The sequence below is a fragment of the Dactylosporangium maewongense genome (assembly GCF_039531485.1).
Lineage (GTDB): Bacteria > Actinomycetota > Actinomycetes > Mycobacteriales > Micromonosporaceae > Dactylosporangium > Dactylosporangium maewongense.
In genome coordinates this window covers 1-23,761 of record NZ_BAAAQD010000014.1, presented here as the reverse complement: position 1 = coordinate 23,761, position 23,761 = coordinate 1, and the positions used below count along the sequence as shown (strand labels likewise).

At 69.4% G+C, this 23,761-nt stretch carries 23 protein-coding genes and 2 tRNA genes; 11 read left to right on the top strand and 14 right to left on the bottom strand.

Annotated elements, in window-relative coordinates:
- Window positions 1-44 precede the first annotated feature (44 nt).
- Complete coding sequence (locus ABD332_RS31955; protein ID WP_344506056.1) at window positions 45-398, top strand: hypothetical protein; 354 nt, start codon at window positions 45-47, stop codon at window positions 396-398.
- A 5-nt stretch (window positions 399-403) separates the two neighbouring features.
- On the opposite strand, the gene ABD332_RS31950 is transcribed toward ABD332_RS31955, so the two are convergent.
- On the bottom strand, window positions 404-916 hold the full coding sequence (locus tag ABD332_RS31950; protein ID WP_344506055.1) for a hypothetical protein: 513 nt from the start codon (window positions 914-916) through the stop codon (window positions 404-406).
- A gap of 152 nt (window positions 917-1,068) precedes the next feature.
- Here ABD332_RS31950 and ABD332_RS31945 point away from each other — a divergent pair, with 152 nt between their 5' ends.
- The 4 genes from ABD332_RS31945 to ABD332_RS31930 all read left to right on the top strand — a co-directional run bounded on the left by ABD332_RS31945 (window position 1,069) and on the right by ABD332_RS31930 (window position 4,177).
- On the top strand, window positions 1,069-1,776 hold the full coding sequence (locus ABD332_RS31945; protein WP_344506054.1) for an SDR family NAD(P)-dependent oxidoreductase: 708 nt from the start codon (window positions 1,069-1,071) through the stop codon (window positions 1,774-1,776).
- A 15-nt stretch (window positions 1,777-1,791) separates the two neighbouring features.
- Window positions 1,792-2,151 carry a YybH family protein gene (locus ABD332_RS31940; RefSeq protein ID WP_344506053.1) on the top strand — a complete coding sequence of 120 codons (360 nt, stop codon included), beginning with the start codon at window positions 1,792-1,794 and terminating at the stop codon, window positions 2,149-2,151.
- 109 nt (window positions 2,152-2,260) lie between these two features.
- Window positions 2,261-3,061 (top strand): proprotein convertase P-domain-containing protein, encoded by an 801-nt coding sequence (locus ABD332_RS31935; protein WP_425552320.1) that lies wholly within the window; start codon window positions 2,261-2,263, stop codon window positions 3,059-3,061.
- A gap of 207 nt (window positions 3,062-3,268) precedes the next feature.
- Window positions 3,269-4,177 carry a carbohydrate binding domain-containing protein gene (locus ABD332_RS31930; protein WP_344506052.1) on the top strand — a complete coding sequence of 303 codons (909 nt, stop codon included), beginning with the start codon at window positions 3,269-3,271 and terminating at the stop codon, window positions 4,175-4,177.
- Between the two features lie 57 nt (window positions 4,178-4,234).
- Here the strand turns inward: ABD332_RS31930 and ABD332_RS31925 are convergent, their stop codons facing one another.
- Window positions 4,235-5,236, bottom strand: coding sequence for a hypothetical protein (locus tag ABD332_RS31925; protein WP_344506051.1), 1,002 nt, complete (start codon window positions 5,234-5,236; stop codon window positions 4,235-4,237).
- On the bottom strand, window positions 5,236-5,751 hold the full coding sequence (locus ABD332_RS31920; RefSeq protein WP_344506050.1) for an RNA polymerase sigma factor: 516 nt from the start codon (window positions 5,749-5,751) through the stop codon (window positions 5,236-5,238). Before ABD332_RS31920 ends, ABD332_RS31925 begins: the two co-directional genes overlap by 1 nt.
- 254 nt (window positions 5,752-6,005) lie before the next feature.
- On the opposite strand from ABD332_RS31920, the gene ABD332_RS31915 reads away from it, so the two are divergent.
- Window positions 6,006-6,338: a hypothetical protein gene (locus ABD332_RS31915; RefSeq protein ID WP_344506049.1), complete on the top strand. Its 333-nt coding sequence runs from the start codon at window positions 6,006-6,008 to the stop codon at window positions 6,336-6,338.
- A 265-nt stretch (window positions 6,339-6,603) separates the two neighbouring features.
- On the opposite strand, the gene ABD332_RS31910 is transcribed toward ABD332_RS31915, so the two are convergent.
- The gene (locus ABD332_RS31910) at window positions 6,604-6,939 is read right to left on the bottom strand and encodes a hypothetical protein (RefSeq protein WP_344506048.1); all 336 of its coding nucleotides are present in this window, start codon (window positions 6,937-6,939) and stop codon (window positions 6,604-6,606) included.
- On the opposite strand from ABD332_RS31910, the gene ABD332_RS31905 reads away from it, so the two are divergent.
- The 4 genes from ABD332_RS31905 to ABD332_RS31890 all read left to right on the top strand — a co-directional run bounded on the left by ABD332_RS31905 (window position 6,929) and on the right by ABD332_RS31890 (window position 10,896).
- Complete coding sequence (locus tag ABD332_RS31905) at window positions 6,929-7,210, top strand: hypothetical protein (RefSeq protein WP_344506047.1); 282 nt, start codon at window positions 6,929-6,931, stop codon at window positions 7,208-7,210. The two genes, ABD332_RS31910 and ABD332_RS31905, sit on opposite strands and share 11 nt — an antisense overlap.
- Window positions 7,211-7,744: 534 nt before the next feature.
- Window positions 7,745-8,893 (top strand): Fic family protein, encoded by a 1,149-nt coding sequence (locus ABD332_RS31900; protein WP_344506046.1) that lies wholly within the window; start codon window positions 7,745-7,747, stop codon window positions 8,891-8,893.
- Between the two features lie 204 nt (window positions 8,894-9,097).
- The gene (locus tag ABD332_RS31895) at window positions 9,098-10,366 is read left to right on the top strand and encodes an IS256 family transposase (RefSeq protein ID WP_425552319.1); all 1,269 of its coding nucleotides are present in this window, start codon (window positions 9,098-9,100) and stop codon (window positions 10,364-10,366) included.
- Complete coding sequence (locus ABD332_RS31890; protein ID WP_344506045.1) at window positions 10,363-10,896, top strand: GNAT family N-acetyltransferase; 534 nt, start codon at window positions 10,363-10,365, stop codon at window positions 10,894-10,896. Before ABD332_RS31895 ends, ABD332_RS31890 begins: the two co-directional genes overlap by 4 nt.
- 257 nt (window positions 10,897-11,153) lie before the next feature.
- Here ABD332_RS31890 and ABD332_RS31885 read toward each other — a convergent pair.
- Together ABD332_RS31885 and ABD332_RS31880 are read right to left on the bottom strand one after the other, a co-directional pair.
- Window positions 11,154-11,227: transfer RNA gene (locus tag ABD332_RS31885), tRNA-Ile, on the bottom strand.
- Window positions 11,228-11,319: 92 nt separating this feature from the next.
- Window positions 11,320-11,392 (bottom strand) — tRNA-Asn (locus ABD332_RS31880).
- Between the two features lie 246 nt (window positions 11,393-11,638).
- Here ABD332_RS31880 and ABD332_RS31875 point away from each other — a divergent pair.
- Window positions 11,639-11,986: a hypothetical protein gene (locus ABD332_RS31875; protein ID WP_344506044.1), complete on the top strand. Its 348-nt coding sequence runs from the start codon at window positions 11,639-11,641 to the stop codon at window positions 11,984-11,986.
- A gap of 71 nt (window positions 11,987-12,057) precedes the next feature.
- Here ABD332_RS31875 and ABD332_RS31870 read toward each other — a convergent pair whose 3' ends face one another.
- The 8 genes from ABD332_RS31870 to ABD332_RS31835 all read right to left on the bottom strand — a co-directional run bounded on the left by ABD332_RS31870 (window position 12,058) and on the right by ABD332_RS31835 (window position 22,498).
- Window positions 12,058-13,065: a sugar phosphate isomerase/epimerase family protein gene (locus ABD332_RS31870; protein ID WP_344506043.1), complete on the bottom strand. Its 1,008-nt coding sequence runs from the start codon at window positions 13,063-13,065 to the stop codon at window positions 12,058-12,060.
- A 357-nt stretch (window positions 13,066-13,422) separates the two neighbouring features.
- Window positions 13,423-14,973, bottom strand: coding sequence for a ThuA domain-containing protein (locus ABD332_RS31865; RefSeq protein ID WP_344506042.1), 1,551 nt, complete (start codon window positions 14,971-14,973; stop codon window positions 13,423-13,425).
- A gap of 196 nt (window positions 14,974-15,169) precedes the next feature.
- On the bottom strand, window positions 15,170-16,348 hold the full coding sequence (gene xylA / locus ABD332_RS31860) for a xylose isomerase (protein WP_344506041.1): 1,179 nt from the start codon (window positions 16,346-16,348) through the stop codon (window positions 15,170-15,172).
- Window positions 16,345-17,481: a Gfo/Idh/MocA family protein gene (locus tag ABD332_RS31855; RefSeq protein WP_344506335.1), complete on the bottom strand. Its 1,137-nt coding sequence runs from the start codon at window positions 17,479-17,481 to the stop codon at window positions 16,345-16,347. Before ABD332_RS31855 ends, xylA begins: the two co-directional genes overlap by 4 nt.
- Before the next feature lie 81 nt (window positions 17,482-17,562).
- Complete coding sequence (locus ABD332_RS31850; protein ID WP_344506040.1) at window positions 17,563-18,618, bottom strand: substrate-binding domain-containing protein; 1,056 nt, start codon at window positions 18,616-18,618, stop codon at window positions 17,563-17,565.
- A gap of 138 nt (window positions 18,619-18,756) precedes the next feature.
- A complete protein-coding gene (locus tag ABD332_RS31845) occupies window positions 18,757-19,812 on the bottom strand; it encodes an ABC transporter permease (RefSeq protein ID WP_344506039.1) in 1,056 nt (351 codons plus the stop codon).
- Window positions 19,809-21,383, bottom strand: a complete 1,575-nt coding sequence (locus ABD332_RS31840; RefSeq protein ID WP_344506038.1) for a sugar ABC transporter ATP-binding protein — start codon at window positions 21,381-21,383, stop codon at window positions 19,809-19,811. The genes ABD332_RS31845 and ABD332_RS31840 overlap by 4 nt, the downstream gene beginning before the upstream one ends.
- Window positions 21,380-22,498 carry an ROK family protein gene (locus tag ABD332_RS31835; protein ID WP_425552318.1) on the bottom strand — a complete coding sequence of 373 codons (1,119 nt, stop codon included), beginning with the start codon at window positions 22,496-22,498 and terminating at the stop codon, window positions 21,380-21,382. Before ABD332_RS31835 ends, ABD332_RS31840 begins: the two co-directional genes overlap by 4 nt.
- Between the last annotated feature and the right edge of the window lie 1,263 nt (window positions 22,499-23,761).

The window sequence follows — 23,761 nt, the reverse complement described above, 5'->3', positions numbered from 1 at the left end:
GACTGTAGCGGAACCAGGTGGCCGCCGGACGCGTCGGACCTGGCATGGAAGCACCCGGCGACATCCCGCCGCACTGGGATCCGAACAGCCGCAGCCGCGTCGGGCCGGCGGTCGTGACCCTCGCCGCGCTCGCGGGTGCGGGATGGCTGACGCTCGGGTTGGTCTGGCTCGCGTACCGCGACGCCCTCAACGATCCGGAAGGGATGGCGGCGATGGGCGCCGGCTTCGCCGGCCTGGCCCTCTCGCTGGTCGTCATGCCGCTGACCGCGCTCGCCACGGGGTTCGCCGCCTACCACCGCGCCGTCACCGAGGAGCGCTGGCCCCTGGTGGTCGCCCTGGCCGGGACGGTGCTGACGCTCGGGCTGTGCGGCTGGTGGAGCGTGGTGTTCGCGACCTGAGAGGGCTACACCACGGCGAGCATCAGGTCGTGAGTACGGCAGAACTCGAGCTGGTCGAGCAGCTCCGCGGCGTCGTCGGCGGCGTAGTCGTAATCGCCGCGGTCGATCTCCGCCAGCACCTCGCGCATCCGCGAGACGACCGGCTCGATCGGCGTGTAGTACCAGCCGTCGACCGGTGACCCCGGCGCCTCGACGTTGCCGGCCTCGGGCGCGGTGCAGTTGGGCACGAACAGGTCGTGATCCATCGCCGCCGGCCAGTCACGGTCGGCGTCTCCGAAGCACGTGCCGGCCGCCAGGATCGGCGCCGCCTCGTCGCCGGGCAGCCACCGCCACCCGACCCGCCCGTCGTCGTAGGTGAACTCGGCGACCCGCTCGTGGACGGCGACCCGGAACCGCCGGCTCAGCCCGATCGCGGCGAGCTCCAGCAGCCACGCGACCCCGTCCCCGCCGGTCGGGTCGCCCTCCAGGACGTCAGCGTCGGGGATCAGATCGAGCAGGCCCGGCCCGTACGAGGTCACCCGCACACCCTAGAACCGGCCGTCAATCCGTCGCCTCACCCCGAGCGGCATGGCGGCCCGCACCGCGGATAGCGGGGCTCCGGGTGGGTAGGAGGCCTCGCCTGCGCGCACCGCTGCCAGTCACGCGGGTCCCGACCACAGAACGGAAACCCATGAGCAATCCCCCGGTCGCCGTCGTCACCGGCGCCTCCCAGGGCATCGGCGCGGCCGTCGCCGCCGCGTACCGCAAGCTCGGCTACGCCGTCGTCGCCACCTCCCGCTCGATCGGACCGTCCGGCGACCCGCTGCTGCTGACCGTCGCCGGCGACATCGCCGACCCTGCCGTCGGCGCCCGCGTCGTCGAGGAGGCACTGCGCGCGTACGGCCGCGTCGACACCCTCGTCAACAACGCCGGCGTGTTCGTCGCCAAGCCGTTCACCGGCTACACGTCCGCCGACTTCGACCTCATGACCGGCGTCAACCTGCGCGGGTTCTTCGACGTGACGCAGCGGGCGATCGCGGCGATGCTCACCCAGGGCGGCGGCCACGTCGTCAACATCACGGCCAGCATCGTCGACCACCCCACCTCCGGGGCGCCGGCGGCGCTCGCCTCACTCACCAAGGGCGGCCTCAACGCCGTCACGAAGTCCCTGGCCATCGAGTACGCGGCGCGCGGCATCCGGGTCAACGCCGTCTCGCCCGGCGTCATCCGCACCCCGATGCACCCGCCGGAGACCCACGACGCCCTGGCGGGCCAGTCCCCCGTCGGCCGCATCGGCGACCCCTCCGACATCGTCGACGCCATCCTGTACCTGGAGACCGCCGGCTTCGTCACGGGCGAGATCCTGCACGTCGACGGCGGCCAGAGCGCCGGCCACTGAAGAGAGGTGACGCTCATGTCCGACGAAAGCGTGCTCCGCGACGTCCTGGACGGCTGGAAGTCCGCCGTGGACGCCCACGACCCCGACCGCGTCGCGACGCTCTTCACCGACGACGCGATCTTCCAGGGCGTGCACCCGTACGGCGTCGGCCCGGCCGCCGTCGTCGCGTACTACGCGCCGCAGCCGATCGGCCTCACCGCCGCCTACGACCTCCGGGAGACCCGCCACCTGTCCGACGACCTCATCCTCGGCTACGCGGCGGTCGAGTTCACGTTCACCGAACGCCCACCGGTACGCGGCTTCCTGGGCGTGCTCGTCCGCCGCTCCGGCGACACGTGGCGGATCGCGCACTACCAGTTCTCGCGTCCCGCCTGATACGTCAAAAAACTGACGTCCGGACCGCCGCCGACCGCCGTCCTCGTTACGACCTTCCGTTCAGGACCCCTCAGGGCCCTGCGGGATACCGGTTCAACGAGGAGAAGTAATGCGTACTGCGGGAACATCGGCAACGCGGTGGCTCGGCGCGGGCCTGCTGGCGATCTCGGCCGCGGTGGCGGTGAGCGGCTCCCCCGCCGCCGCGGCCGGGACCTGCACCGGCACCAACCCCGCCGACGTGACGATCGTCGACCTGGCGACGGTGGAGAGCACGATCACCCTCGCCGGCTGCACGGGTAACGCGTCGGCCACGAGCACCGTCGAGGTCCACATCGTCCACACGTACCGCGGCGACCTGGTCGTGTCGCTCGTCGCGCCCGACGGCAGCGTGTACATCCTGAGCAACCGCCAAGGGGGCAGCGCCGACAACATCGACCAGACCTACAACCTGAACCTCTCCTCCGAGCCCCTCAACGGCACCTGGCGGCTGCGCGTGCAGGACGCCGCGAACGGCGACAACGGCTACATCAACACCTGGACCCTCAACCCCGTAGCGACGAACGGCACCGCCTGCACCGCCACCAACCCCACCGACGTGTCCACCGTCGACCTGTCCACGGTCGAGAGCAGGGTGACCATCGCCGGCTGCGCGGGTAACGCGTCGGCCACGAGCACCGTCGAGGTCCACATCGTCCACACGTACCGCGGCGACCTGGTCGTGTCGCTCGTCGCGCCCGACGGCAGCGTGTACATCCTGAGCAACCGCCAAGGGGCCAGCGCCGACAACATCGACCAGACCTACACCCTGAACCTGTCCTCCGAGGCCCGCAACGGCACCTGGCGGCTGCGCGTGCAGGACGCCGCCGCGTCCGACAGCGGGTTCATCAACGTCTGGACCCTTTCCGTCTGACGCACCGCCGGACGGGGCACTCCCGGTGCCCCGTCCGTTCGCAGCATTGACAGCAATGATTCAGGAAGCTTTCCTTACAGAATCGCGGCCGACGGGCCGGTCCGGTTCCGGGAAAGGGGCCACGCTGTGCGCCGGCTGACCACTGTCGCTCTCGCGACCTGCCTTTGTATCGGCCCGTTCGCTCCCTCCGCGGCCGCGGCCGGCGAGGTGAACCTGCTGGCGAACCCGGGGTTCGAGTCGGCGGCCGCCCGATGGACCTGCGGGGCCGGCACCGCCACCACCTGGGGCGGGCACTCGGGCCAGTACGCGCTGACCGGCACCCCGACGCTCGCGTCGACCGCCGAGTGCGCGCAGGTCGTGCCGGTGCGGCCGGGTTCGTCGTACACCGTCTCCGGGTGGGTCCGCGGCGGGTACGCCTTCCTCGGCACCGAGCTCGGCGGGACCTGGTCGCCGCCGAGCGGCCAGTGGACCCGGCTGTCGGTCCCCTTCACCACCGGCCCGACGACCACGACCGTCCGGGTGTACGTGCACGGCTGGTACGCCCAGGCCGCGTTCGAGGCCGACGACCTCGTGCTCTCCGGCCCGGACAGCCCCAGCACCGTCCCGGCGCCCCCGACCGACCTGAGCCCGTCCGAGACCACCAGCCACTCGGTGCGGCTGACCTGGACCGGCTCGCCGGGCGCCGGCCAGTACCGCGTCTACGAGGACGGCACGCTGCGGGCCACCACCGGCTCCGAACCGTCCGTCACGCTGACCGGGCTCGCCCCCGGCACCTCGCACACGTACGCGGTGTCGGCGGTCACCACGGCCGGCGAATCGGCCCTGTCGCAGCCCGTCACCACGAACATCATGCCCGCCCAGGCCACCCCGCCGTACGCTCCCCGCTCAGTCGCCACCTCCATCCCCGCCCCGGGCCAGGTGTGGCTCGCCTGGGAAGCGGTCCAGACCGCCACCGACGGCTACAACGTGTACCGCGACGGGGTGCGGATCGCCTGGAGCTACGGCCCGGCGTACCTGGTGACGAGCGTCCCGCCGGGCGCGCACACGTACGAGGTGACCGCCCTGAACTCCGCCGGCGAGTCCCCCCGCTCCCACCCGGTCACCGTCACCACCTGACCACCCCGCGCGGCAGCGCCGCCCCGGCCGGTTCGGCCCGGGGCGGCGTCCGGGGCGCTACTGCGTGTCGCCGGGGCGGTCGACGATGGCCATCTTCGAGTAGATGACCTGGCGGTACACATCGCCGCGATGGCTGACGTGGTCGCCGTCGTCGCCGTGGCTCACGTGGTCCTTGACGGCGACCAGCCGCTCGCCGATGAACTGGTACGTCTGCTGGTCGAACAGCAGCTCCTGCGACAGGTAGCCCTCGACGATCCGGCCGAGCCCGACCGCCGGGCGGCCGTCGATGTTGACCGCGTCGGGGTTGATCGTCATCCCGGGCGCCTGCGCCAGGTGCCGGAAGATCGCCGCCTGTACGTTCGGCGGCACGACGTACTGGCCGATGAACGCGTCCAGCTCGATGCCCATCGAACCGGGTCCGGGCACGGCGTCCGGAACCTTGTCCGGGCGGGTCATCGACGTGATCGTCGACCACGCGATCCGGTCCCAGTACTCGCCGCCCTGCCCACGCCTGGTCACCACGAGCCGGCCGTCCTTGTAGCCCGCCCTGGTCTGCCCGTCGATGCTGTTCCACTCCTGGATCTTGCGGTTCTCGCCCATGCCGGTCCTGATCGGATCGTTCGGGTGCTCGTTCTCGTAGGCCGGCTTGTTGCGCAGCTCCAGCGTCTCGATGTACATGAACTGGTCGGGCCGCGGGTCCTTCCACGGCTTGCGCTCGGCCGTCCAGGCGGCGTTCTCCAGGTACTCGGCGGCGCTGGCCGGGCGGGCGAACGGCAGCACCCCCTTGGCGGCCGGTGCGTTCAGCGTCGGCGCGGCGTCCGGCACCGGCGCGTGGCCGCCGCCTCCCCGCACCACCATGACCGCGGTGACGGCGACCGCGGCGGCGGCCGCCACGACGACCCCGGCCGTGATGGCGACACGCTTCCGGCTCATGCTGGTCACTCGCTGCTCCTTCGACGACATCCGCTGGTGGAGGGCCGCGCGGGCCCGGTTCTCGGCTGCCTGGCCGGGGACCTCGTCGCCCCCGAACGCCTCGCGCAGCGCGCCGATCTCGTCCATCACTCGCTCACCTCGATCTCGGCGCCGAGCGCCTGCCGCATCTCCTGACGCGCCCGGTGCAACCGGGACCTGGCCGTGCCGGCGGGAATGTCGAGCGCCGCCGCGACCTCCTGCTGGCTGAGCCCCGCCCACGCCACGAGCAGCAGCACCGCCCGGGCCGGCTCGGGCAGCCGTCGTAACGCCTCCGCGAGGCGGCCACGCACGGCCGTCGCGTCGAGCCGCCCGGCGACGGCGTCGGCGTGGTCGCCCGTTTCCTGCGCGTCGACAGCCTTGGCGAGGGCCTTGTACCGCCGCGTCTCGGCCCGCGCGTGACGGGCGATGAGATTGGAGGCGATGCCGTACAGCCATGGCCGCACCCCGGCCCGCGCACTGTCGTAACTGTGCCGGCGGTCGAACGCGACCAGGAACGTCTCCGACGCCACGTCCTCGGCCAGGTCGGGACCGAGCCGCCGGGCCGCGTACGCGTAGATCTGCCGGTAGTGCTGGTCGAACACGGCGGTAAACCGCTCAGGCACGCGTTTCGCCTGTTCAACGAGGTCGGCGCCAGCGTCCTGTCCCTGCGCTGCGCCGGGCTGCGTCATCACGACCAAGTCCGCCTCCCCCACGTCGTCCACAGTTGCATCACACCTGTAGTTCGCCGGAGGCACGGAAAGTGTTCAGCCTCACCGGGCGCCCGTGACACTGATAGCGGTCAAGGAGCGCGGTGATAGCGGTCAATGAAATCCTCGCCTTCGTCAGTTGCACTGCGTCACCTGCCCGAAGGAGCAAGATGAAGAACCCGAAAACGCGGATGCGAGTCGTTCGCGGCGTCGTGGCGCTCACGGCTGCGGCCGGTGCGGCGTTCGTCGCTCCCGCCGCGGCAATGGCCGAGCCCACTGACTGCACGTACAGCTGGAGCGACGCCCAGCGGGCCGGCGATGCCGCGGTCCGCTGCGAACAGGGAACGGGCCGGTACAGGATCGCCATCTCCTGCTCGTACGGGCTCAACGACAATCTCCGATACCTCTACTACGGTGGGTGGCTGTATGCGGGTGGCGGCTGGTCGGCCAGGGGCTGCCCGAACGACATGTACCGCAGGTCATTCGGCAAGCAGGTGGGATAGCGACTCCGGGGTCTGAGTGACCGGCGACGGCCGTGCGTCGGGGCCGCACGGATAGCGCGAGGGCTCTTCAGCGGTGACCACTCACAGCGGTGGTGCCCTCACCGGTGCCAGGTTCTTGTGATGGCGGCGGGGAGGGTGTCACCGCACCGCAAGTTCCGCTCAGACCTGCGGCTGGTGACGCATGGCACGAGAACGGCTTGGTGATGACGACCAGGTTCGGCACCCTGATCGAGCCGCGAAACTTCCTCCGCTTGAACCGCGTCGTTCAGGCGCAGTAGTTGTGGAACGTGACGCGGTTCGACTCCTTGCTCGTCGGCTTCGTCACCCGGAGCCAGAACGTCACCGTCTCGGGTCGGCCGGGCCCGACCTTCACGACTGTCGACTCGGAGCCCGTGGCAACACCATCCTGCGTGGGGGTGCCGTAGTACGTGCCACTGCGGACCAGGCCGGCGCTGGACTCCACGTCGAACTTCACCTCGCTGCGCGCGGTGGAACTGACCTGGATGGTGAAGTCGAGCCGGACCGTCTGATCCCACTGGATGCACGGCAGGACGCCATACGACTCAGGGCTCATCTTCAGGGTCGCGCTGGTGACCGTCATCGCGGGCGGCGCAGCACTGGACGGCTTCGGCGCAGGCTTCGTCGTCGTCGTGGTGGTCCGCGTGCCGGAGGGACGCACGCTGACGCTCACCTGTGGTGACCCGCCGGTCGGCGCGCTGACGGGCATGGAACTGCCCGGCGCCGCACTCCCCCGCGACAGTGGTGCCGCAGCACCGCTCGCAACCGGCGCGCCGCCGCAACCGGCGGCGCCGATGACGATCAGCAGACACGTCGCGGCAAGGCGAAACCGGATGCGCATCGCTGGATCGTAGAGGGATTCATCAGCGCCCACCGCCCCGCCACGAAGGGGCACCGTCAAACGCCTCCGGCAACTTCGCCAACCGGAGCGCACCGCCCATCCGGCGAGCAGCGAGTCACAGTGATGCTCGCGCAGCGCGAGCAGGGATCGACCCAAACCGAACCGGACGACCGACATCGAACGCCAGTACCCACCACGCACCCGGCTGGCCGAACGCACGAAGTCGGCGCAGCGACGGTCCTGAGGGGGCGCGGGTGGAGCGCAGCTCCCCCGATGGGGAGCAGCCTGAGGCTGCGCGGGAAATCCCGCCGACCGCCGGCGAGCGGTCCCGGAGGGAGCACGAGCAGGTCTACCCAGGTCGGTGGAGCGCACGACGCATTATGCGAACCGGACAATGACAGCTCTTGGCACCGCAATGAGCACTCGCATCGCCATTCGGGGCCGAAGCCATGCGTGAGGCAGCGCCGAGTCTGCCAGAGTGTCACTATGTAGTTATCTAAGCAACATCTACGATAGAATGTTGCTATGTTAACAACATTGAGCTTCCATGATCTACGTTAGCCCTCCGCTAAGTAGCGAGGATCAGGCAGTCCTGGCGGAGATCCACGAGATGCGACGACAGCTTGCCAGCGTCCTTCGTGCACCACGCCGCTGGCAAGGCGGCCTGCGGCGCACCATGCTCGCGCGCGCGATCCGTGGCTCCAACAGCATCGAGGGATACGTGGTGGCCGAGGATGACGCCGCAGCAGCACTGGACGACGAAGAACCGTTGAGCGCCGACGATCGGACCTGGGCGGAGATCCGGGGCTACCGCCAAGCGCTCGGCTACGTCCTGCAGATGGCGAACGACCCTCATTTCAAAATCGACATCTCGGCGATGCGTGGCATGCACTACATGATGCTCGCGCACGACCTGAGCAAGAGCCCAGGCCAATACCGGACCGGCCCGATCTACGTCCATGACGAAAAACAGGATCTCGTGGTCTACGAGGGCCCCGACCCCGGCAGAGTCCCAGCACTCATGGAGGAGCTCGCTGCCAGCCTCCAAGCAGACCTCGACATCGACCCGCTGGTGCGCGGTGCGATGGCACACCTCAACCTGGTCATGATCCATCCGTACCGCGACGGGAGCGGCCGAATGGCCCGCGCTCTGCAGACCTTGACGATCTCGCGACAGACGATCGTCGAACCGGCCTTCTCAAGCATCGAGGAATGGCTGGGACACAACACGGACGACTATTACCAGGTACTCGCGGTCACCGGCCAAGGCTCCTGGCGTCCGCGGCCCGACGCACACCTCTGGGCAACCTTCAACATCCGCGCCCACCACATGCAAGCGCAGACGGTGGCTCAGCGGGTCAACGACGCATCCGAAATCTGGGGAGAGCTCGATTCGCTGGTCAGTACCAGTCAACTGCCTGAACGGGTGACCGGGATCCTGTACGAAGCGGTCCTCGGCTACCGGGTTCGCCGCTCCGGCTACATGAAGATGACCGAGGTCGAGAAGCACACAGCAACACGGGATCTCGGCCGGCTCACCGATCTGGGACTGCTGCTTCCTCAGGGAGAAACCCGCGGGCGGCACTATCTGGCCGGAGACCGGCTACGCGAGCTGCGAGAGGAGTGCCGACGACGGCGCCGACCCCTCATGGATCCGTATCCCTGGATGCGCGCAAGACTCACTGAGAATCGCTGAGTCTGCCCCTCGGCCAACCAAGCATCTCGTCCAGCCCACCGTGGCAGGTCTCGGTGCGCTACAGGACTGTGAGCGGCACCGGGTGTGAAGGAGAGCAATGCTTGAAACCTGTGGATGGGCCTTGGGAGGCGTGCCTTCCCAATGAATCCGAATCAAGGGATCAAGCAAGGCCCGCGCGCCAACGCGGGTCGGGAAGGTACGCCTGTGCTCACCGTAGTCACCTCCAACGAGCCGACGCCAGCCGCCACGACGACCGGCGGGTCATTGATCGACGAGATCGTGCGTGACGGTGCCCGACGGATGCTCGCCGCACCGTTGGAGGCCGAGGTCGCTGCGTACATCGCGGCGCATACCGACCAGGTCGACGCCGACGGCCGCCGTCTGGTCGTGCGGAACGGCCACGCCGTGCCGCGGCAGGTGCTGACCTCGTCCGGGGCGGTCGAGGTGGTCGCGCCGCGGGTCAACGACAAACGCGTCGACGAAGCCGGTGCCCGGCGGCGGTTCTCCTCGGTGATCCTGCCGGCGTGGTGCCGCAAGTCGCCGAAGATCACCAAGGTATTACCGCTGCTGTACCTGCACGGCCTGTCATCCCAGGACTTCGTGCCCGCTCTGGAAGGGTTCCTGGGCAGCGGATCCGGGCTGTCCGCGCCGACCATCACCCGGCTGACCACCCAATGGCAGGACGACGCGAGGATGTTCGGCAAACGCGACCTGTCCACGGTGGACTACGTGTACGTGTGGGCGGACGGTATCCACGTCAACATCCGCCTCGACGAGGAGAAGCTGTGCCTGCTCGTGATGGTCGGCGTGCGGGTCGATGGCACGAAGGAACTCATCGCACTGGCCGACGGGTATCGGGAGTCGACCGGGTCGTGGGCGGACCTGCTGCGCGACTGCGCCCGGCGCGGGATGCGCGCCCCGGTCCTCCCGGCCGGTGACGGCGCGCTGGGGTTCTGGGCGGCGCTGCGGAAGGTGTTCCCGACGACCCGGGAGCAGCGCCGCTGGTTCCACAAGATCGGTAACGTGCTCTCGGCGCTGCCCAAGTCCGCCCACCCCGGCGCGAAGAAGGCCCTCGCCGAAATCTGGAACGCCGAGGACCGCGAGCACGCCCGCCGCGCCGTGGCGGCGTTCAAGCTGGCCTACGGCGCCAAGTTCGGCAAGGCCGTCGCGAAGGTCACCGATGACCTCGACGAGCTGCTCGCGTTCTACGACTTCCCCGCCGAGCACTGGGTCCATCTGCGTACCACCAACCCGATCGAATCGACCTTCGCGACGGTTCGGCACCGGACCAAGGTCACCAAAGGCCCAGGCTCGAAGGCCGCCGGTCTGGCCATGGCGTTCAAACTCATCGAGGCCGCCCAGGCCCGGTGGCGCGCGGTCAACGCACCGCAGCTCGTCGCCCTCGTGCGTGCCGGCGCCCGCTTCGAACGCGGCCGGCTCGTCGAACGCCCCGTCAAAGCTGCCGCCGCGTGACTACCCAGCCACCGTCAGCCGGCGCCAGACAACTGGACACCACGAACGCGGGCCTCGTCCTCAAGGAACTGACCGTCGCGGACGCCCGGACCTACTACCACATCCTCGACCGCAACCGGGCCCACCTCAGCCGCTACGGCGACTACCAGGACGAGGCCGACGCCACCCCAGCATGGGCCACCGACCACCTCAGCCGCCCCGCCCCGGACCGGTTCGGCATCTGGCTCGACCATCACCTCATCGGCCGAGTCGACCTCGTCCACGCCGCCCCGCCCCGCTACGGCCTCGGCTACTGGCTCAGCCACGACGCGGTCGGGCGCGGCTACGCCACAACCGCTTGCTCGACCCTCATCGACTACGCCCGGACCCAACACGGCGCCACCGACATCTACGCCGGCGTCACCCACGGCAACCATCGCAGCGTGGCCCTGCTCCAACGTCTCGGCTTCCAACCCGTCGCCGACTTCGACACCTACACCCGGTTCCACCTCGGGCTCGACCCGAAAGCATCACCTATCCACAAGTCTTGACAATTCTCTGCGAAGGAGCGTCGCCGTCGATGACCCGAGTTTTCGCAGGCTACGCAGTTCCCCCGGTGGAGCGCACAATGCGCCACACGAGCCACACGAGCCACACGAGCCACACGACCAAGTCGAAGGTCAACCGCTCGCCGCGCACGCGCCGAGCAACTGCTGCGACACGTCCAGCCCGCGACGGTGTTGAGGGGGTGTGGGTGGAGCGCAGCTCCCCCACTGGGGAGCACGGCGCAGCCGTGCGCGGAGCACTGTGGGGCGGGCGGGACTCGAACCCGCGACCGAGGGATTATGAGTCCCCTGCTCTAACCCGCTGAGCTACCGCCCCGAGCGATGGCAAGCTTACCGACCTGCGCAAGCGGGACGCCGCCCGGAAAGGGTCCGGGCAGTAAAATGGCCCCGGTAAGGGGCCGTTTGGAGCTCCCGCGATAGGACTCGAACCTATAACCTGCCGGTTAACAGCCGGCTGCTCTGCCAATTGAGCTACGCGGGATTGCAGCGCTCAGACCCCCAGGAAACCCGGTGAATCAGGGCGACCGGCAAAGAGTACAGCACGCACCCCGGGGTCGCGCCAGCGGGTTGTGCGCGGCGCGGCGGAGACCATCCCATCGTGTGCCAGATCTCGGCAAACGGGTACATGATCGATGTGTCGGAACGAGGATGGACGGGTAACTCAGGACCAGGACGGCGCTGAAGACGTAACGATGACCGGGCGCCGCTCAGAAGGAGGTTCGTCGCTATGCGCGGCAAGCTACTGTTCCTCGGCGGACTGGCCGCGGGCTTCGTGCTCGGCGCCCGGGCCGGTCGGGAGAAGTACGAAGAGCTCAAGGCGACTGCCCTGAAGATCAAGGAGAGCCCGACGGTGCAGGAAGCCGCCGGGGTCGTTCAGGAGCAGGCGACGCGGCTCTACAGCGAGGGCAAGACCATGGTGACCGACAAGCTGGCCAACAGCCGGTTCGCCGAGAGCGATCTCGGGCAGCGGCTGATGGGCTCCTCGGAGACGACCACCACGCCGGCCATCGAGCGGGACGTGCTGGCGACCACGGGTCCGTCCAAGACGACCCCCAGCGGCGGCACCAGCTACTAAGCGGAAGAAGCGAAAGAAGCGACAAAGACACGAAAGGCCGGCCGCGAGGCCGGCCTTTCGTCTGTGCAGGATCAGGACGAGGACGAGAACGCCGCGTCGAAGGCGGCCGCCGGGGCGTCGAACGCCAGCCGGCGCACGAACGAGAGGGCCTCGGGCGCGCCGATGAGGCGGTCCATGCCCGCGTCCTCCCATTCGATGGAGATCGGGCCGTTGTAGCCGATCGCGTTGAGCGCCCGGAAGCAGTCCTCCCACGGTACGTCGCCGTGGCCGGTCGAGACGAAGTCCCAGCCGCGGCGCATGTCGGCCCACGGCAGGTGCGAGGCGAGCCGCCCGCGGCGCCCGTCGCCGGTGCGGACCTTCGCGTCCTTGCAGTCGACGTGGTAGATCCGGTCGGCGAAGTCGAAGATGAAGTTCACCGGGTCGAGCTCCTGCCACACGAAGTGCGACGGGTCCCAGTTGAGGCCGAACGCGGGCCGGTTGCCGATCGCCTCGAGGGTGCGCTTGGTGGTCCAGTAGTCGTAGGCGATCTCGCTGGGGTGCACCTCGTGCGCGAAGCGGACGCCGACCTCGTCGAAGACGTCGAGGATCGGGTTCCACCGGTCGGCGAAGTCCTGGTAGCCGTCCTCGATCATCTGCGGCGGCACGGGCGGGAACATGGCCAGGGTGTGCCAGATGGACGAGCCGGTGAAGCCGACCACCACGTCGACGCCGAGCTTGCGGGCGGCGCGGGCGGTGTCGGCGATCTCGGCGGCGGCCCGCTGGCGGACGCCTTCCGGCGACCCGTCGCCCCAGATGCGGGCGGGCAGGATGCCCTGGTGCCGCTGGTCGATCGGGTGGTCACAGACGGCCTGGCCGACCAGGTGGTTGGAGATCGCGTAGACCTTCAGGTTGTGCTTGGCCAGGGTCTCCAGCTTGCGGTCCACGTAGGACTCGTCGGAGAGCGCCTTGTCGACCTCGAAGTGATCACCCCAGCAGGCGATCTCGAGGCCGTCGTAGCCCCATTCCGAGGCCAGCCGGCAGACCTCCTCGAAGGGCAGGTCGGCCCACTGGCCGGTAAACAGCGTGATCGGACGCGCCATGAGAGTTCCTCCGGTGTAACGGCGGTGATGAGGGCGCGAGGGAGAGACCTGAAAAGAGGCCGATGAACGCAAACAGCGGCGCGGGTGGGTTGCGCCTCCCACCCGCACCTGTCCAAGGGCCGACCAGGTGCAACACCCAGTTTAGGAACCAGGCGATGCCAGTACAACAGCCAAAAAAAGGCGACCCGTCCGCCCGGATCGCACCTGCCCGGCCACGGGGGGAGTCGGCGTCACCACCCGGGACGTTGTGCAGGTGCTGTGGTGCATCCGAGCGGACGGGGCCCGGACAGCGGGGCCGGTCGGCGTCGCGACCCCGCCACCCGTCTGTCCGGTCGCGGGAGAACCCGCGACCGAAGTTCAGGCGCTGAACACCGTGAATTCGTCGACGTCGAAGAGCGATCCGCTGCCGCCGCGGAACACCAGGCACAGCGTGGTCGACGCGTTCGGGACCAGAGCGACCGAGGCCGTGCGGAACGTGTCCCAGCTGCCCGTGTTGGCGACCGCGAGCGTGCCGAGCAGCGCGCCGGTCGCCGAGCCGGCCCGGAGCTCGATCGTGCCGCCGGGGCCGGCCGAGGACCACTTGACGCGGACGCCGGCGGCGGTGCCCAGCGACAGTCCGGTGTACGCGGCCCAGTCGTTGTTGTCGATGAACCCGGCGGTCTGCCCACCGGTGGCGGGGGCGTGCCCGGCGACCTGCAGGCCGCTCATCGACGACCACGCCTCGCCCTGGCGGGTCGTGGCGGAGCGCGTCAGGGTGAGCTGGTCGAGGTCGAACAGGGAGCTGCCGGTGCCCCGGAAGACCAGGAACAACGAGGTGCTGGCGTTGGTCGACAGCGGCGTGAACACGTCGCGGAAGGTCTCCCAGCTGCCGGTGTTGGCGATCGCGGCGCTGCCGAGCAGGGTGCCGGTGGTGCTTCCGGCGCGCAGTTCGACGGTACCGCCCGCGCCGGCCGACGACGAGCGCAGGCTGACGCCGGTGACGTTGGACAGGTTCACGCCGGTGAACGAGATCCAGTCGTTGTTGTCGATGTAGCCGGCGGTCTTGCCGCCGACGGCGGCCGCGTGGTTCGCGACCTGGACGCCGCCGGTCGCCGACCACGCCTCGGCCTGGTAGACGCTGCCGGACGGCTGGACCGGCGCCGCGCAGTCGCCGTCGACGCGCTTCGCCGTGTACCGGATGGCACCGAGCAGCAGGTTGCGGAAGTTGGTGTCGGCGTAGCTCTCCTCGGTGTGCCCGAAGCCGGTGTAGAACGACCGGCCGCTGTCAATGGTCTTGCACCAGGTGATCGGGTGGTCGCCGCTCATCGATCCACCCGAGTACGACGACTCGTTGAGCGAGGCCAGGACGTGCGCCGTGGCCCGCGGGTTGGTCTGGTAGTTGTACCACTCGTCGGTGCGGGTCCAGGTGGCGCCGAGGTGGGCCGTGGCCGGGTGGCTGCGGTCCTCGACGTTCACGCTCGCCTGCTGGATCGCCGGGTGCGACGCGAACCAGGCACCGGCGAGCGTGCCGTAGAACGGCCAGCTGTACTCGGTGTCGGCCGCGGCGTGCACGCCGACGTACCCGCCGCCACCACGGATGTAGGCCTCGAACGCGGTCTGCTGGGCGTCGTTGAGCACGTCCCCGGTCGTCGACATGAAGACGACCGTCTGGTACTGGGCCAGGTTGGCGGCGGTGAACGCGGCGGCGTCCTCGGTGGCGGTGACGGTGAAGTTGTTGGTGGAGCCGAGCGACTGGACGGCGGCGATGCCGTTGGGGATCGACGAGTGGCGGAAGCCCGCGGTCTTCGAGAAGACCAGGACCTTGTACGGGGCGTCGGCGGCGCTGGCGGGCACCGGGTTCAGTGTGGCCGCGGCGAGCAGGCCCGCCGTAGCGGCGGCGAACCAGTTCCGGGCTGTGCTTCTGGGCATGACAGATCCTTCACGATGGGCGTGAGCGCGCGCCGTCGCGCCGTCATGATGTCGTCTTCAGTTGTTGCCCGTCCGCCGGCGCGGCACACGTGCCGCGCCGGCCCGACGGACCCTTCCCCGCCGGCTACCCTGCCGCGGGGCGCAACCGCGGCAAGGCCCTCGCTGCCGGCGAGGAAAAGCTTCGTTTATGCGGTGCTCATCCCCTGATCCCCAGGAGGTGTTCCATGGCGAGCTGGTCGAGGCGTTCGAAGGCCATCCCGCGGGCGGCCACCGCTTCGACGTCGATCTCCTCGGCCCGCAGCGCCGAGAGCGACTCCCCCGGCATCAGCGTCGGTACCGAAAGCTCGTCGACGCGGGCCGTCGCGAGCGCCGCCGACACCTCGGGGTCGTCACGGAACGTACGGACCTTGTCCTTGAGGATCAGGTAGTTGCGCATGCACGCCGCGGCGGTGACCCACACCCCCGCGGCGTCCTCGGTACGTGGTGGCTTGTAGTCGAAGTGGCGGGGTCCCGCGTAGGCCGTCGGGTAGCCGGAGCTGTTCTCCAGCACGTCGACGGTCCAGAAGGCGCCGCGGAGGTTGCCGGCGCCGAACCGCAGGTCCTGGTCGAACCGCGGGCCGTGCTGGCCGTTGAGGTCGACGTGGAAGAGCTTGCCGTGCCACAGCGCCTGGGCGATGCCGTGGGCGAAGTTGAGCCCGGCCATCTCCTCGTGCCCCACCTCGGGGTTGAGCCCCACCCGCGACGGCTCATCCAGGGTCGAGATCAGTGCGAGGGCGTGGCCGATCGTCGGCAGCAGGATGTCGCCGCGGGGCTCGTTGGGCTTCGGTTCGATGGCGAGGCGGATGTCGTAGCCACGCTCGCGGATGTACGCGCACAGGGCGTTGATGGCCTCGCGGTACCGGTCGAGCGCCGCCCGCATCTGCTTGCCGGCACCGGACTCGGCGCCCTCGCGACCGCCCCACAGCACGTAGGTCGGCGCGCCGAGCTCGGCGGCGAGGTCGATGTTGCGCAGCACCTTCTGCAGCGCGAACCGGCGGACGGCACGGTCGTTGGCGGTGAACGCGCCGTCCTTGAAGATCGGGTGGCCGAACAGGTTGGTGGTGGCCATCGACACCACCATGCCGCTGGTGTCGAGGGCCTCGCGGAAGCGGCCGATCAGCTTGTCCCGGACGGTCTCGTCGCTGCCGAACGGGATCAGGTCGTCGTCGTGGAAGCTCACCCCGTACGCCCCCAGCTCCGCGAGCCGGTGCACGGACTCGACCGGGTCGAGCGCCGCGCGGGACGCCGAGCCGAAGACGTCCTGGGCCTGCCAGCCCACCGTCCAGAGCCCGAACGAGAACCGGTCCGCCGGAGTGGGAGCGTAGGGATCGTTCATGCCAGCACGCTGACCCAGGAGGCGTCGGACTTCTCCACGGCGTCGAGCACGAGTTGTACCTGCAGCGCGTCCTCGAACGACGGCGTCGGGTCCTGCCCGGTGGCCACCGCCTCGATGAAGTCCCGCATCTCGTGGGTGAACGAGTGCTCGTAGCCGATGATGTGGCCCGGCGGCCACCAGGCGGAGAGATACGGGTGCTCGCCCTCGGTCACCAGGATGCGGCTGAAGCCCTGCTCGGCGGCCGGCTTCGTGGCGTCGTAGTACTCGAGCTCGTTGAGCCGCTCCAGGTCGAAGACGAGCGAGCCGAGCTCGCCGTTGATCTCGACCTTGAGCCCGTTCTTGCGGCCGGTCGCGAAGCGGGTCGCCTCGTAGGTGGCCAGGCCGCCGCCGGAGAGCCGGGCGACGAAGACCGCGGCGTCGTCGACGGTGACCTCACCCGTCGTGGCGCCCGCGCTCGCGGAGAGCCCGCTGGACGCCTCCGGCAGCGGGCGCTCCTTGATGAACGTCTCGGTGATGCCGGTGACGCCGGTGATCTGCTGGCCCGTGACGAACTGGGTCAGGTCGATGATGTGCGCGCCGATGTCGCCGAGCGCGCCCGAGCCGGCCTTGTCCTTCTGGAGCCGCCAGACGAGCGGGAAGTTGGGATCGGTGATCCAGTCCTGCAGGTAGACGGCTCTGACGTGCCGGATGGCGCCGAGCCGGCCGTCGGCGATGAGGTTGCGCATCAACGAGACGGCGGGGACCCGGCGGTAGTTGAACCCGCAGGCGGACCGGACGCCGAGCGCCCGGGCCTTCGCCGCCGCCGCGACCATCGCGCGCGCCTCCTCGACCGTGTTGGCGAGCGGCTTCTCGCACAGCACGTGCTTGCCCGCTTCGAGCGCGGCGATGGCGATCTCGGCGTGGCTGTCGCCCGGGGTACAGACGTCGATGACGTCGATGTCGTCCCGGGCGATCAGCTCGCGCCAGTCGGTCACCGCTTCGGCCCACCCGAGCCGGCTGGCGGCGTCCGCCACCTTCGCCCCATCGCGGCCGCAGACGGCGACCATGGTCGCCCGCACCGGCAGGTCGAAGACCCGGTTCACGGTGCGCCACGCCTGTGAGTGCGCGGCGCCCATGAATGCGTATCCGACCATGCCGACGCGCAGCTCCCCGCTGCTGCCCTGAGTGGACACTGGCGGTTTCCTTTCTGGTGGTTGGCTCTACCTGACGACCTGCTAGGACTTGAAGCCGAGCGGCAGGTACTTGTCGACGTTGTCCTTCGTGATCGTCTCGGACTGCAGGACGATCAGCTTCGGCACCTGCAGCTCGACCAGGTCGCCCATGCCCTTGCCCTGGGCGGCGAGGCGGGCCAGGATGATCGCCGAGGACGCCATCGACGGCGGGTAGGTGACCGTCGCGGTCAGCACCGAGTCGCCGGCCTTGATGTGGTCCATCGCGTCGCGGGAGCCGGCGCCGCCGACCATGAAGAACTCCTTGCGGCCCGCCTGCTGGATCGCGGCGAGGACGCCGACGCCCTGGTCGTCGTCGTGGTTCCACACGGCGTCGAGCTTCGGCGCGGCCTGCAGCAGGTTCGCCGCGGCCTTCTGCCCGGACTCGACGGTGAAGCCCGCCGCGACCCGGTGCTTGACGGTCAGGCCGTAGGTCTTGAGCGCGTCGGCGAAGCCCTTCGACCGGTCCTTGGTCAGCTGGAGCTCGTCGATGCCCGGGATCTCGCCGATGACGGCGTCGGTCTTGCCCTTGAGCTTCTCGCCGATGTACTTGCCGGCGGCGATGCCCATGCCGTAGTTGTCGCCCTTGATCAGCGAGAACGAGGCGGCCGAGTCGGAGAACTCCCGGTCGAGGTTGATGACGATGATGCCGGCCGCGGTGGCCTTCTTGCCGATCTCGGTGAGCTGCGCGCCGTCCTGCGGCAGCAGCACGATCGCGTCGGGCTTCGAGCCGATCAGGGTGTCCAGCGCCGCGATCTGCGCGGGGGCGTCCTTACCGGCGTCGACGACCTTCAGGGTCACGTCGGAGAACTTGGCGGCCTGCGCCTTGGCGTTCGCGGTGATGGCGCCGATCCAGCCGTGGTCGGCGGCCGGGGCCGAGAAGCCGATGGTGACGGCCTTGCCGGGCGCCTCCGAGGCGGCGGCGTTCACCTTCGTGTTGGTGCCGGCGTCGTCGTCCTTCTTGTCGTTGGACGTGCAACCGGCGAGCAGTGCACCGGCGCCGAGGGCGGCCCCGCCGAGGAGAAGCTTGCGGCGGGACATGTCACCCGAGGATGCGCTCATCACGACCTCCTGGTCGTCTGTGGGATGGGGGGCGGGTAGGTTTTGCTGCATTTTGGGCGTGTTGATCCACACTGCCGTCGCGACGGCGGTGCTGGGTGTTCGGTGGCGATGCGCCCTATCGAGGTGGGACCGAGGTGCCTATCTGTTGAGGCGGGTCCGGAAGAAGGAGCCGACCCGGAACTGCTGGATCAGGACCGCGGCGACGATGATGCCGCCGTTGATGATCCGCTGGACGTCCAGCTGCAGGTTGTTGACGATGAACAGGTTCGTGATCTGGGTGAAGATCAGCACGCCGAGGAGCGAGCCGACGATGGTGCCGCGGCCGCCGGTGAGGGCGGTGCCGCCGATGATCGCGGCGGCGATCGCGTTGAGCTCGTACAGGTCGCCGTGGGTGTTGCTGCCGGAGGTCGTCTGCGACACGATCATCAGCGCGGCGATGCCGCAGCAGAGGCCCGACAGCACGTACAGCAGCATCGTCTGCAACCGGACGTTGATGCCGGCCAGGCGGGCGGCCTCGGCGTTGCCGCCGATCGCGATGGTGCGGCGGCCGAAGGTGGTGCGGTTGAGCAGGACCCAGCCGAGCGCGGTGACCGCCACGAAGATGATGACCATGTACGGGACGCCGAGCAGCCGGTCGCCGGCGAGGCTCTTGATGAACGGGTCCGACGTGATCTGGGTGTGCGACCCGGAGATGTTCTGGGCGAGACCGCGGGCGGACAGCATCATGGCGAGCGTCGCGATGAAGGGCACCAGCTTGCCGTAGGCGATCAGGCCGCCGTTGACGAGGCCGGCGGCCGCACCGACGGCGAGCGCGGTGAAGACCATCGCGGCCGGCCCCATGTCCTGGGTCGCCACGGTGGTGCACCAGACGCTGGCGAGGGCCAGCAGCGCGCCGACCGACAGGTCGATGCCGCCGCTGATCATCACGAACGTCATGCCGACCACGATCACGCCGATGCTGGACGCCTGGGTCAGCACGGTCAGCTCGTTGGACCAGAGCCGGTCGAGGTCGAGGAAGATGTCGGGACGGGTGACGGCACCGATGATCAGCAGCAGCACCAGGACCCCGATGAGGGCGAGGTTGCGCTTGACGGAGTCGGCACCGTCCCGCTGCAACCAGCCCTGCCCGGCGGCGCTCGCCGCGCCCTTGCTCAGCTCCACGGAGTCGGCGGACGGTGTGGTCGCGGTGCTCATGCTGCGGTCCCTTCAGGGGCGGTGCTCGCCATATCGGCCCCGTCCAGCAGTGAGCCGGCCATCACGAGGTCGAGCACGGTGTCTTCGTCGAGTTCGTCCGCCGGAGCCTCCCGTACGAGCCGTCCCTCACGCATGACGAGCACGCGGTCGGACAGGCCCAGCACCTCGGGCACCTCGCTGGACACGAGCAGCACACCGACACCCTCGTCGGCGAGTCTGCGGATCACCTGGTAGAGCTCGGCGCGGGCGCCGACGTCGACGCCTCGGGTGGGCTCGTCGAGCAGGAGCAGCCGGGTGCCGCCCAGCAGCCACCGGCCGACGACGACCTTCTGCTGGTTGCCGCCGGAGAGGGTACGCACGGGGCGCCGGACGTCGTTCGGGCGCAGGTCGAGGCCCTGGGTGATCTTCTGGGCCTCGGAGCGCTCGCGCCCGGCGTCGGTGAAGCCGGCGCGGGCGAAGCGGGTGAACCCGGCGAGGGTGACGTTGCGGTAGATCGGCTCGCCGAGCAGCAGTGCCTGGCTCTTGCGCTCCTCGGGGGCCATGCCGATGCCGGCCTTCACGGCGGCGTTGACGCTGCCCTTGCGCAGCACCTTGCCCTCGATCGCGACCGTGCCGGCGGTGGCGCGGCGGGCGCCGAAGATGGTCTCCAGCACCTCAGACCGCCCGGAGCCGACCAGGCCGGTGATCCCGACGATCTCCCCCGCGTGGACGTTCAGCGAGATGTCGCTGAACCGCCCTTCCAGGCTCAAGCCATCGACGCTGAGCAGCAGCTCTTCCGCCGGCTTGTCCGACTTATTCGACTTATCCGATTTATCCGGGAAGACATACTCGATGGTGCGGCCGGTCATCTTGCTGACCAGCTCGCGGGTCGGCGTGGCCTTCGCGTCGAGGTTGGCCGCCGTGGTGCGGCCGTCCTTGAGCACCGTCACGCGGTCGCCGATCTCGCGGATCTCCTCCATACGGTGGGAGATGTAGATGACCGCGATGCCCTGCGCCGTCAGCGCGCGGACCATGCGGAACAGGTTCTGCACCTCGTCGTGGGCGAGCACGGCGCTCGGCTCGTCCATGATGAGCAGCCGCGCCTCGCGGGACAGCGCCCGGCCCATGCTCACGATCTGCTTCGCGGCGGCCGGCAGCTTGCCGACCTCCCGGCCCACGGGGATCTCCGCGTGGCCGAGCCGCGCGAGGATCTCCGCCGCGCCGTGGCGCATGGTGCGCCGGGCGACGAACCCGGCGCTGTGCGGCTCGTGACCGAGGTACATGTTCTCGGCGACGCTGAGGCCGTCGACGAGGTCGAGCTCCTGGTAGATGGTGGCGATGCCGGCCTTCATGGCCGTCTGCGGGCTGTTGAACGTGGCCGGCTGACCCAGCCACATGATCTCGCCGGAGTCCGGGGTGTGCGCGCCCGAGAGCACCTTGATCAGCGTGGACTTGCCGGCGCCGTTCTGCCCGAGGAGGCAGTGCACCTCCCCGGCCCGCACCTCCAGCTGGACCCCGTCGAGCGCACGGACGCCGGGGAAGGTCTTCACCACATCGGTAAGTTTCAGGACGATGTCGTCCGTAGTTGTCATGATGGCCGTCCATATGCGAGTTCGCTGGCCAGGACCGCGGCGCCAACAACGCCGGCGCGGGGGCCGAGCTCGGACAGGACGACCGGCAGATTGCCGGTCGCGAGGGGAAGCGAACGCCGGTAGACGACGCTACGAATCTCCGCCAGCAGGATGTGACCGAGGCCGGCGAGACCGCCGCCGATCACGATCATCGACGGGTTGATGAAGCTGACCAGGCCGGCCAGCACCCCACCCACCCGGCGCCCACCGTCACGGATCAGGCGGATGCACGTGACGTCACCCTCGGCGGCGCCGTCGGCGACGTCCTTGGCGGTCACGATGCCGTTGGCGTTCAGCCGGTCCGCGAGCGCCGGTGAGGCACCGCTGCGGGCCGCCGCCGTCGCGTCACGCGCCAGCGCGCCGCCACCGAACAAGGCCTCCAGGCAGCCGACGTTGCCGCACGAGCACACCGGCCCGTGACTGTCGACCTGGATGTGCCCGATGTCGCCGGCGCACCCGTCGGTGCCCCGGTACACCTCACCGTTGAGGTAGATGCCGCACCCGATGCCGGTCCCCACCTTGAGGAAGAGCAGGTTGTCCACCGAGTGCGCGACGCCGCCGTAGCGCTCGCCGATGCTCATGATGTTCACGTCGTTGTCGACGACGACCGGGCAGTTGAACTCGCGCCCGAGCACCTCCCGCACCGGGAACCTGTCCCAGCCGGGCATGATCGGTGGCGAGACCGGAACGCCGTCCCGGAAACTGACCGGCCCTGGCACGCCGATGCCGATCGCGTGCAACCGCTCGAACGAGCCATCCACACGGAACTTGTGCAGAATCTCGTTGACCCGTTGCAGTATTACTTTCGGTCCCGACCTGATGTCGGCGGGTTCCCCGTACGCCGCGACCGGCTCCAGCCGCCCATCGGTGATCTCGACGTCGATCGAGCTCGCCCCCAGGTCCACCGCGGCGAACCGCAGATCGGGGTTCAGCTCCACCAGCGTCGACCTGCGACCACCCCGGCTCGCCGCCGGGCCCGCCTCGCGGATGAGCCCGGTCGCGACGAGCGCGTCCAGGTCCGCAAGCAGCCGCGGCCGCGGCACCTCCAGGCGATCCGCCAGCTCCGCACGCGACAACGCACCGGTGTCCCGCAACAAGCGGAGCAGGCGCGACTGAACGGGGCCGTCTACCGCACTGACCGTGTTCACAATGGCACCTCCTCATCTGGTCGCAGGCAGGCGTCCGCGACACGCGGCTACACCACCACACCTCCGCTGAGGTGCCGGTTGCCGGGTCGTGTGCCATGCGTTACACCCGTGTTGCGTCGAGACTTTAGGCCCTCCGAAGCGCCGCGTCTAGGTCTTCTATCTCCCGTTACCAAACTTTTGCTGAATCCAACGGAAGTTGACCCTTTTCTGAACGTTACCGCGTTTCCCCAGCTCAAGCTGTAATTCCCCCCACCGCTGCCGCGGCGGACCCCTGCGGGGATCCCCACCCGCACCCCAATGCGCCGCTCCGCGACGCACTGCCCGCACCGAGGCGCGAGCCAGGCCAAGCGGCGCATGCGCGCCGCATCCGGTGGCCGTCCTCCGCAGTGACCAGGGCTCCCCATGCTCCGGAAGACCTTGCGCCACCTGGGCTGCACAAACCCTCCCGGATCACGGACCCCGTCAGCCCCGACCCGCACCCAGCGAACAGACGTTGACCAATACCCCGCATGCCCCCGCCTCGCGATGGACGTTGCGCGATCCACCCACAGCTCGATCACTCAACCCGCCCCGGATCCCACACCGCCTGTGGACAAAAGCCGCAAAGCCGGGCATTGATCAACGTCTGTGGCGGCTGGGCGAACAGCGTCTGCCCGCACCGCCAGATCCACCCCTGGACCAGGCAACAGCCCCGTCACCGAACGCACCACCGCACCCGGACCAGGGCAACGGCCCCGTTGAGCTTCCCCCGCCGGACTCGACCACATGATCCAAGGACAACCCTGGCCGCGCGCACGACCAGACCCGTCCTTGGATCAAGCCAGCACCCGCGACGGCCAGCCACCCGACACCGTGCACACACCGATCCCGAGCACCCGATCGAAGGACAACCCTGGCCACCCCCACCGCCACATCCGTCCTTGGATCAACCGGGCCGGCGCACACCGCAACAGCGCGGTCGCCGATCCCGAGCACTCGATCAAGTGCGGTCATGGCCACCCGCACCGCCAGATCCATCCCTTGGATCAACTGGTCCGGCGCACACCGCAGCTGCGCCGTCACTGTGAGCCACCCCCGCTTTCATGGAGCTTCTTGATCATGGTCTGATGGCCATGGGAAGGAAGATTCGTGCCAGCACCGAAGAAGTACTCACCTGATCTGCGGCAGCGTGCCGTGCGGTTGTATCGGGAG

Bases quoted from the DNA above. Each gene is read 5' to 3' on its own strand.
- ABD332_RS31910 (WP_344506048.1), bottom strand. From the start codon at position 6,939: ATGACGGTCACCAGCGCGACCCTGAAGATGAGCCCTGAGTCGTATGGC.
- ABD332_RS31865 (WP_344506042.1), bottom strand. From the start codon at position 14,973: ATGCCCAGAAGCACAGCCCGGAACTGGTTCGCCGCCGCTACGGCGGGC.
- ABD332_RS31845 (WP_344506039.1), bottom strand. From the start codon at position 19,812: ATGAGCACCGCGACCACACCGTCCGCCGACTCCGTGGAGCTGAGCAAG.
- ABD332_RS31915 (WP_344506049.1), top strand. From the start codon at position 6,006: ATGAAGAACCCGAAAACGCGGATGCGAGTCGTTCGCGGCGTCGTGGCG.
- ABD332_RS31935 (WP_425552320.1), top strand. From the start codon at position 2,261: ATGCGTACTGCGGGAACATCGGCAACGCGGTGGCTCGGCGCGGGCCTG.
- ABD332_RS31875 (WP_344506044.1), top strand. From the start codon at position 11,639: ATGCGCGGCAAGCTACTGTTCCTCGGCGGACTGGCCGCGGGCTTCGTG.
- ABD332_RS31925 (WP_344506051.1), bottom strand. From the start codon at position 5,236: ATGGACGAGATCGGCGCGCTGCGCGAGGCGTTCGGGGGCGACGAGGTC.
- ABD332_RS31955 (WP_344506056.1), top strand. From the start codon at position 45: ATGGAAGCACCCGGCGACATCCCGCCGCACTGGGATCCGAACAGCCGC.
- ABD332_RS31840 (WP_344506038.1), bottom strand. From the start codon at position 21,383: ATGACAACTACGGACGACATCGTCCTGAAACTTACCGATGTGGTGAAG.
- ABD332_RS31940 (WP_344506053.1), top strand. From the start codon at position 1,792: ATGTCCGACGAAAGCGTGCTCCGCGACGTCCTGGACGGCTGGAAGTCC.
- ABD332_RS31855 (WP_344506335.1), bottom strand. From the start codon at position 17,481: ATGGTCGGATACGCATTCATGGGCGCCGCGCACTCACAGGCGTGGCGC.
- ABD332_RS31850 (WP_344506040.1), bottom strand. From the start codon at position 18,618: ATGAGCGCATCCTCGGGTGACATGTCCCGCCGCAAGCTTCTCCTCGGC.
- ABD332_RS31900 (WP_344506046.1), top strand. From the start codon at position 7,745: ATGATCTACGTTAGCCCTCCGCTAAGTAGCGAGGATCAGGCAGTCCTG.
- ABD332_RS31870 (WP_344506043.1), bottom strand. From the start codon at position 13,065: ATGGCGCGTCCGATCACGCTGTTTACCGGCCAGTGGGCCGACCTGCCC.
- ABD332_RS31945 (WP_344506054.1), top strand. From the start codon at position 1,069: ATGAGCAATCCCCCGGTCGCCGTCGTCACCGGCGCCTCCCAGGGCATC.
- xylA (WP_344506041.1), bottom strand. From the start codon at position 16,348: ATGAACGATCCCTACGCTCCCACTCCGGCGGACCGGTTCTCGTTCGGG.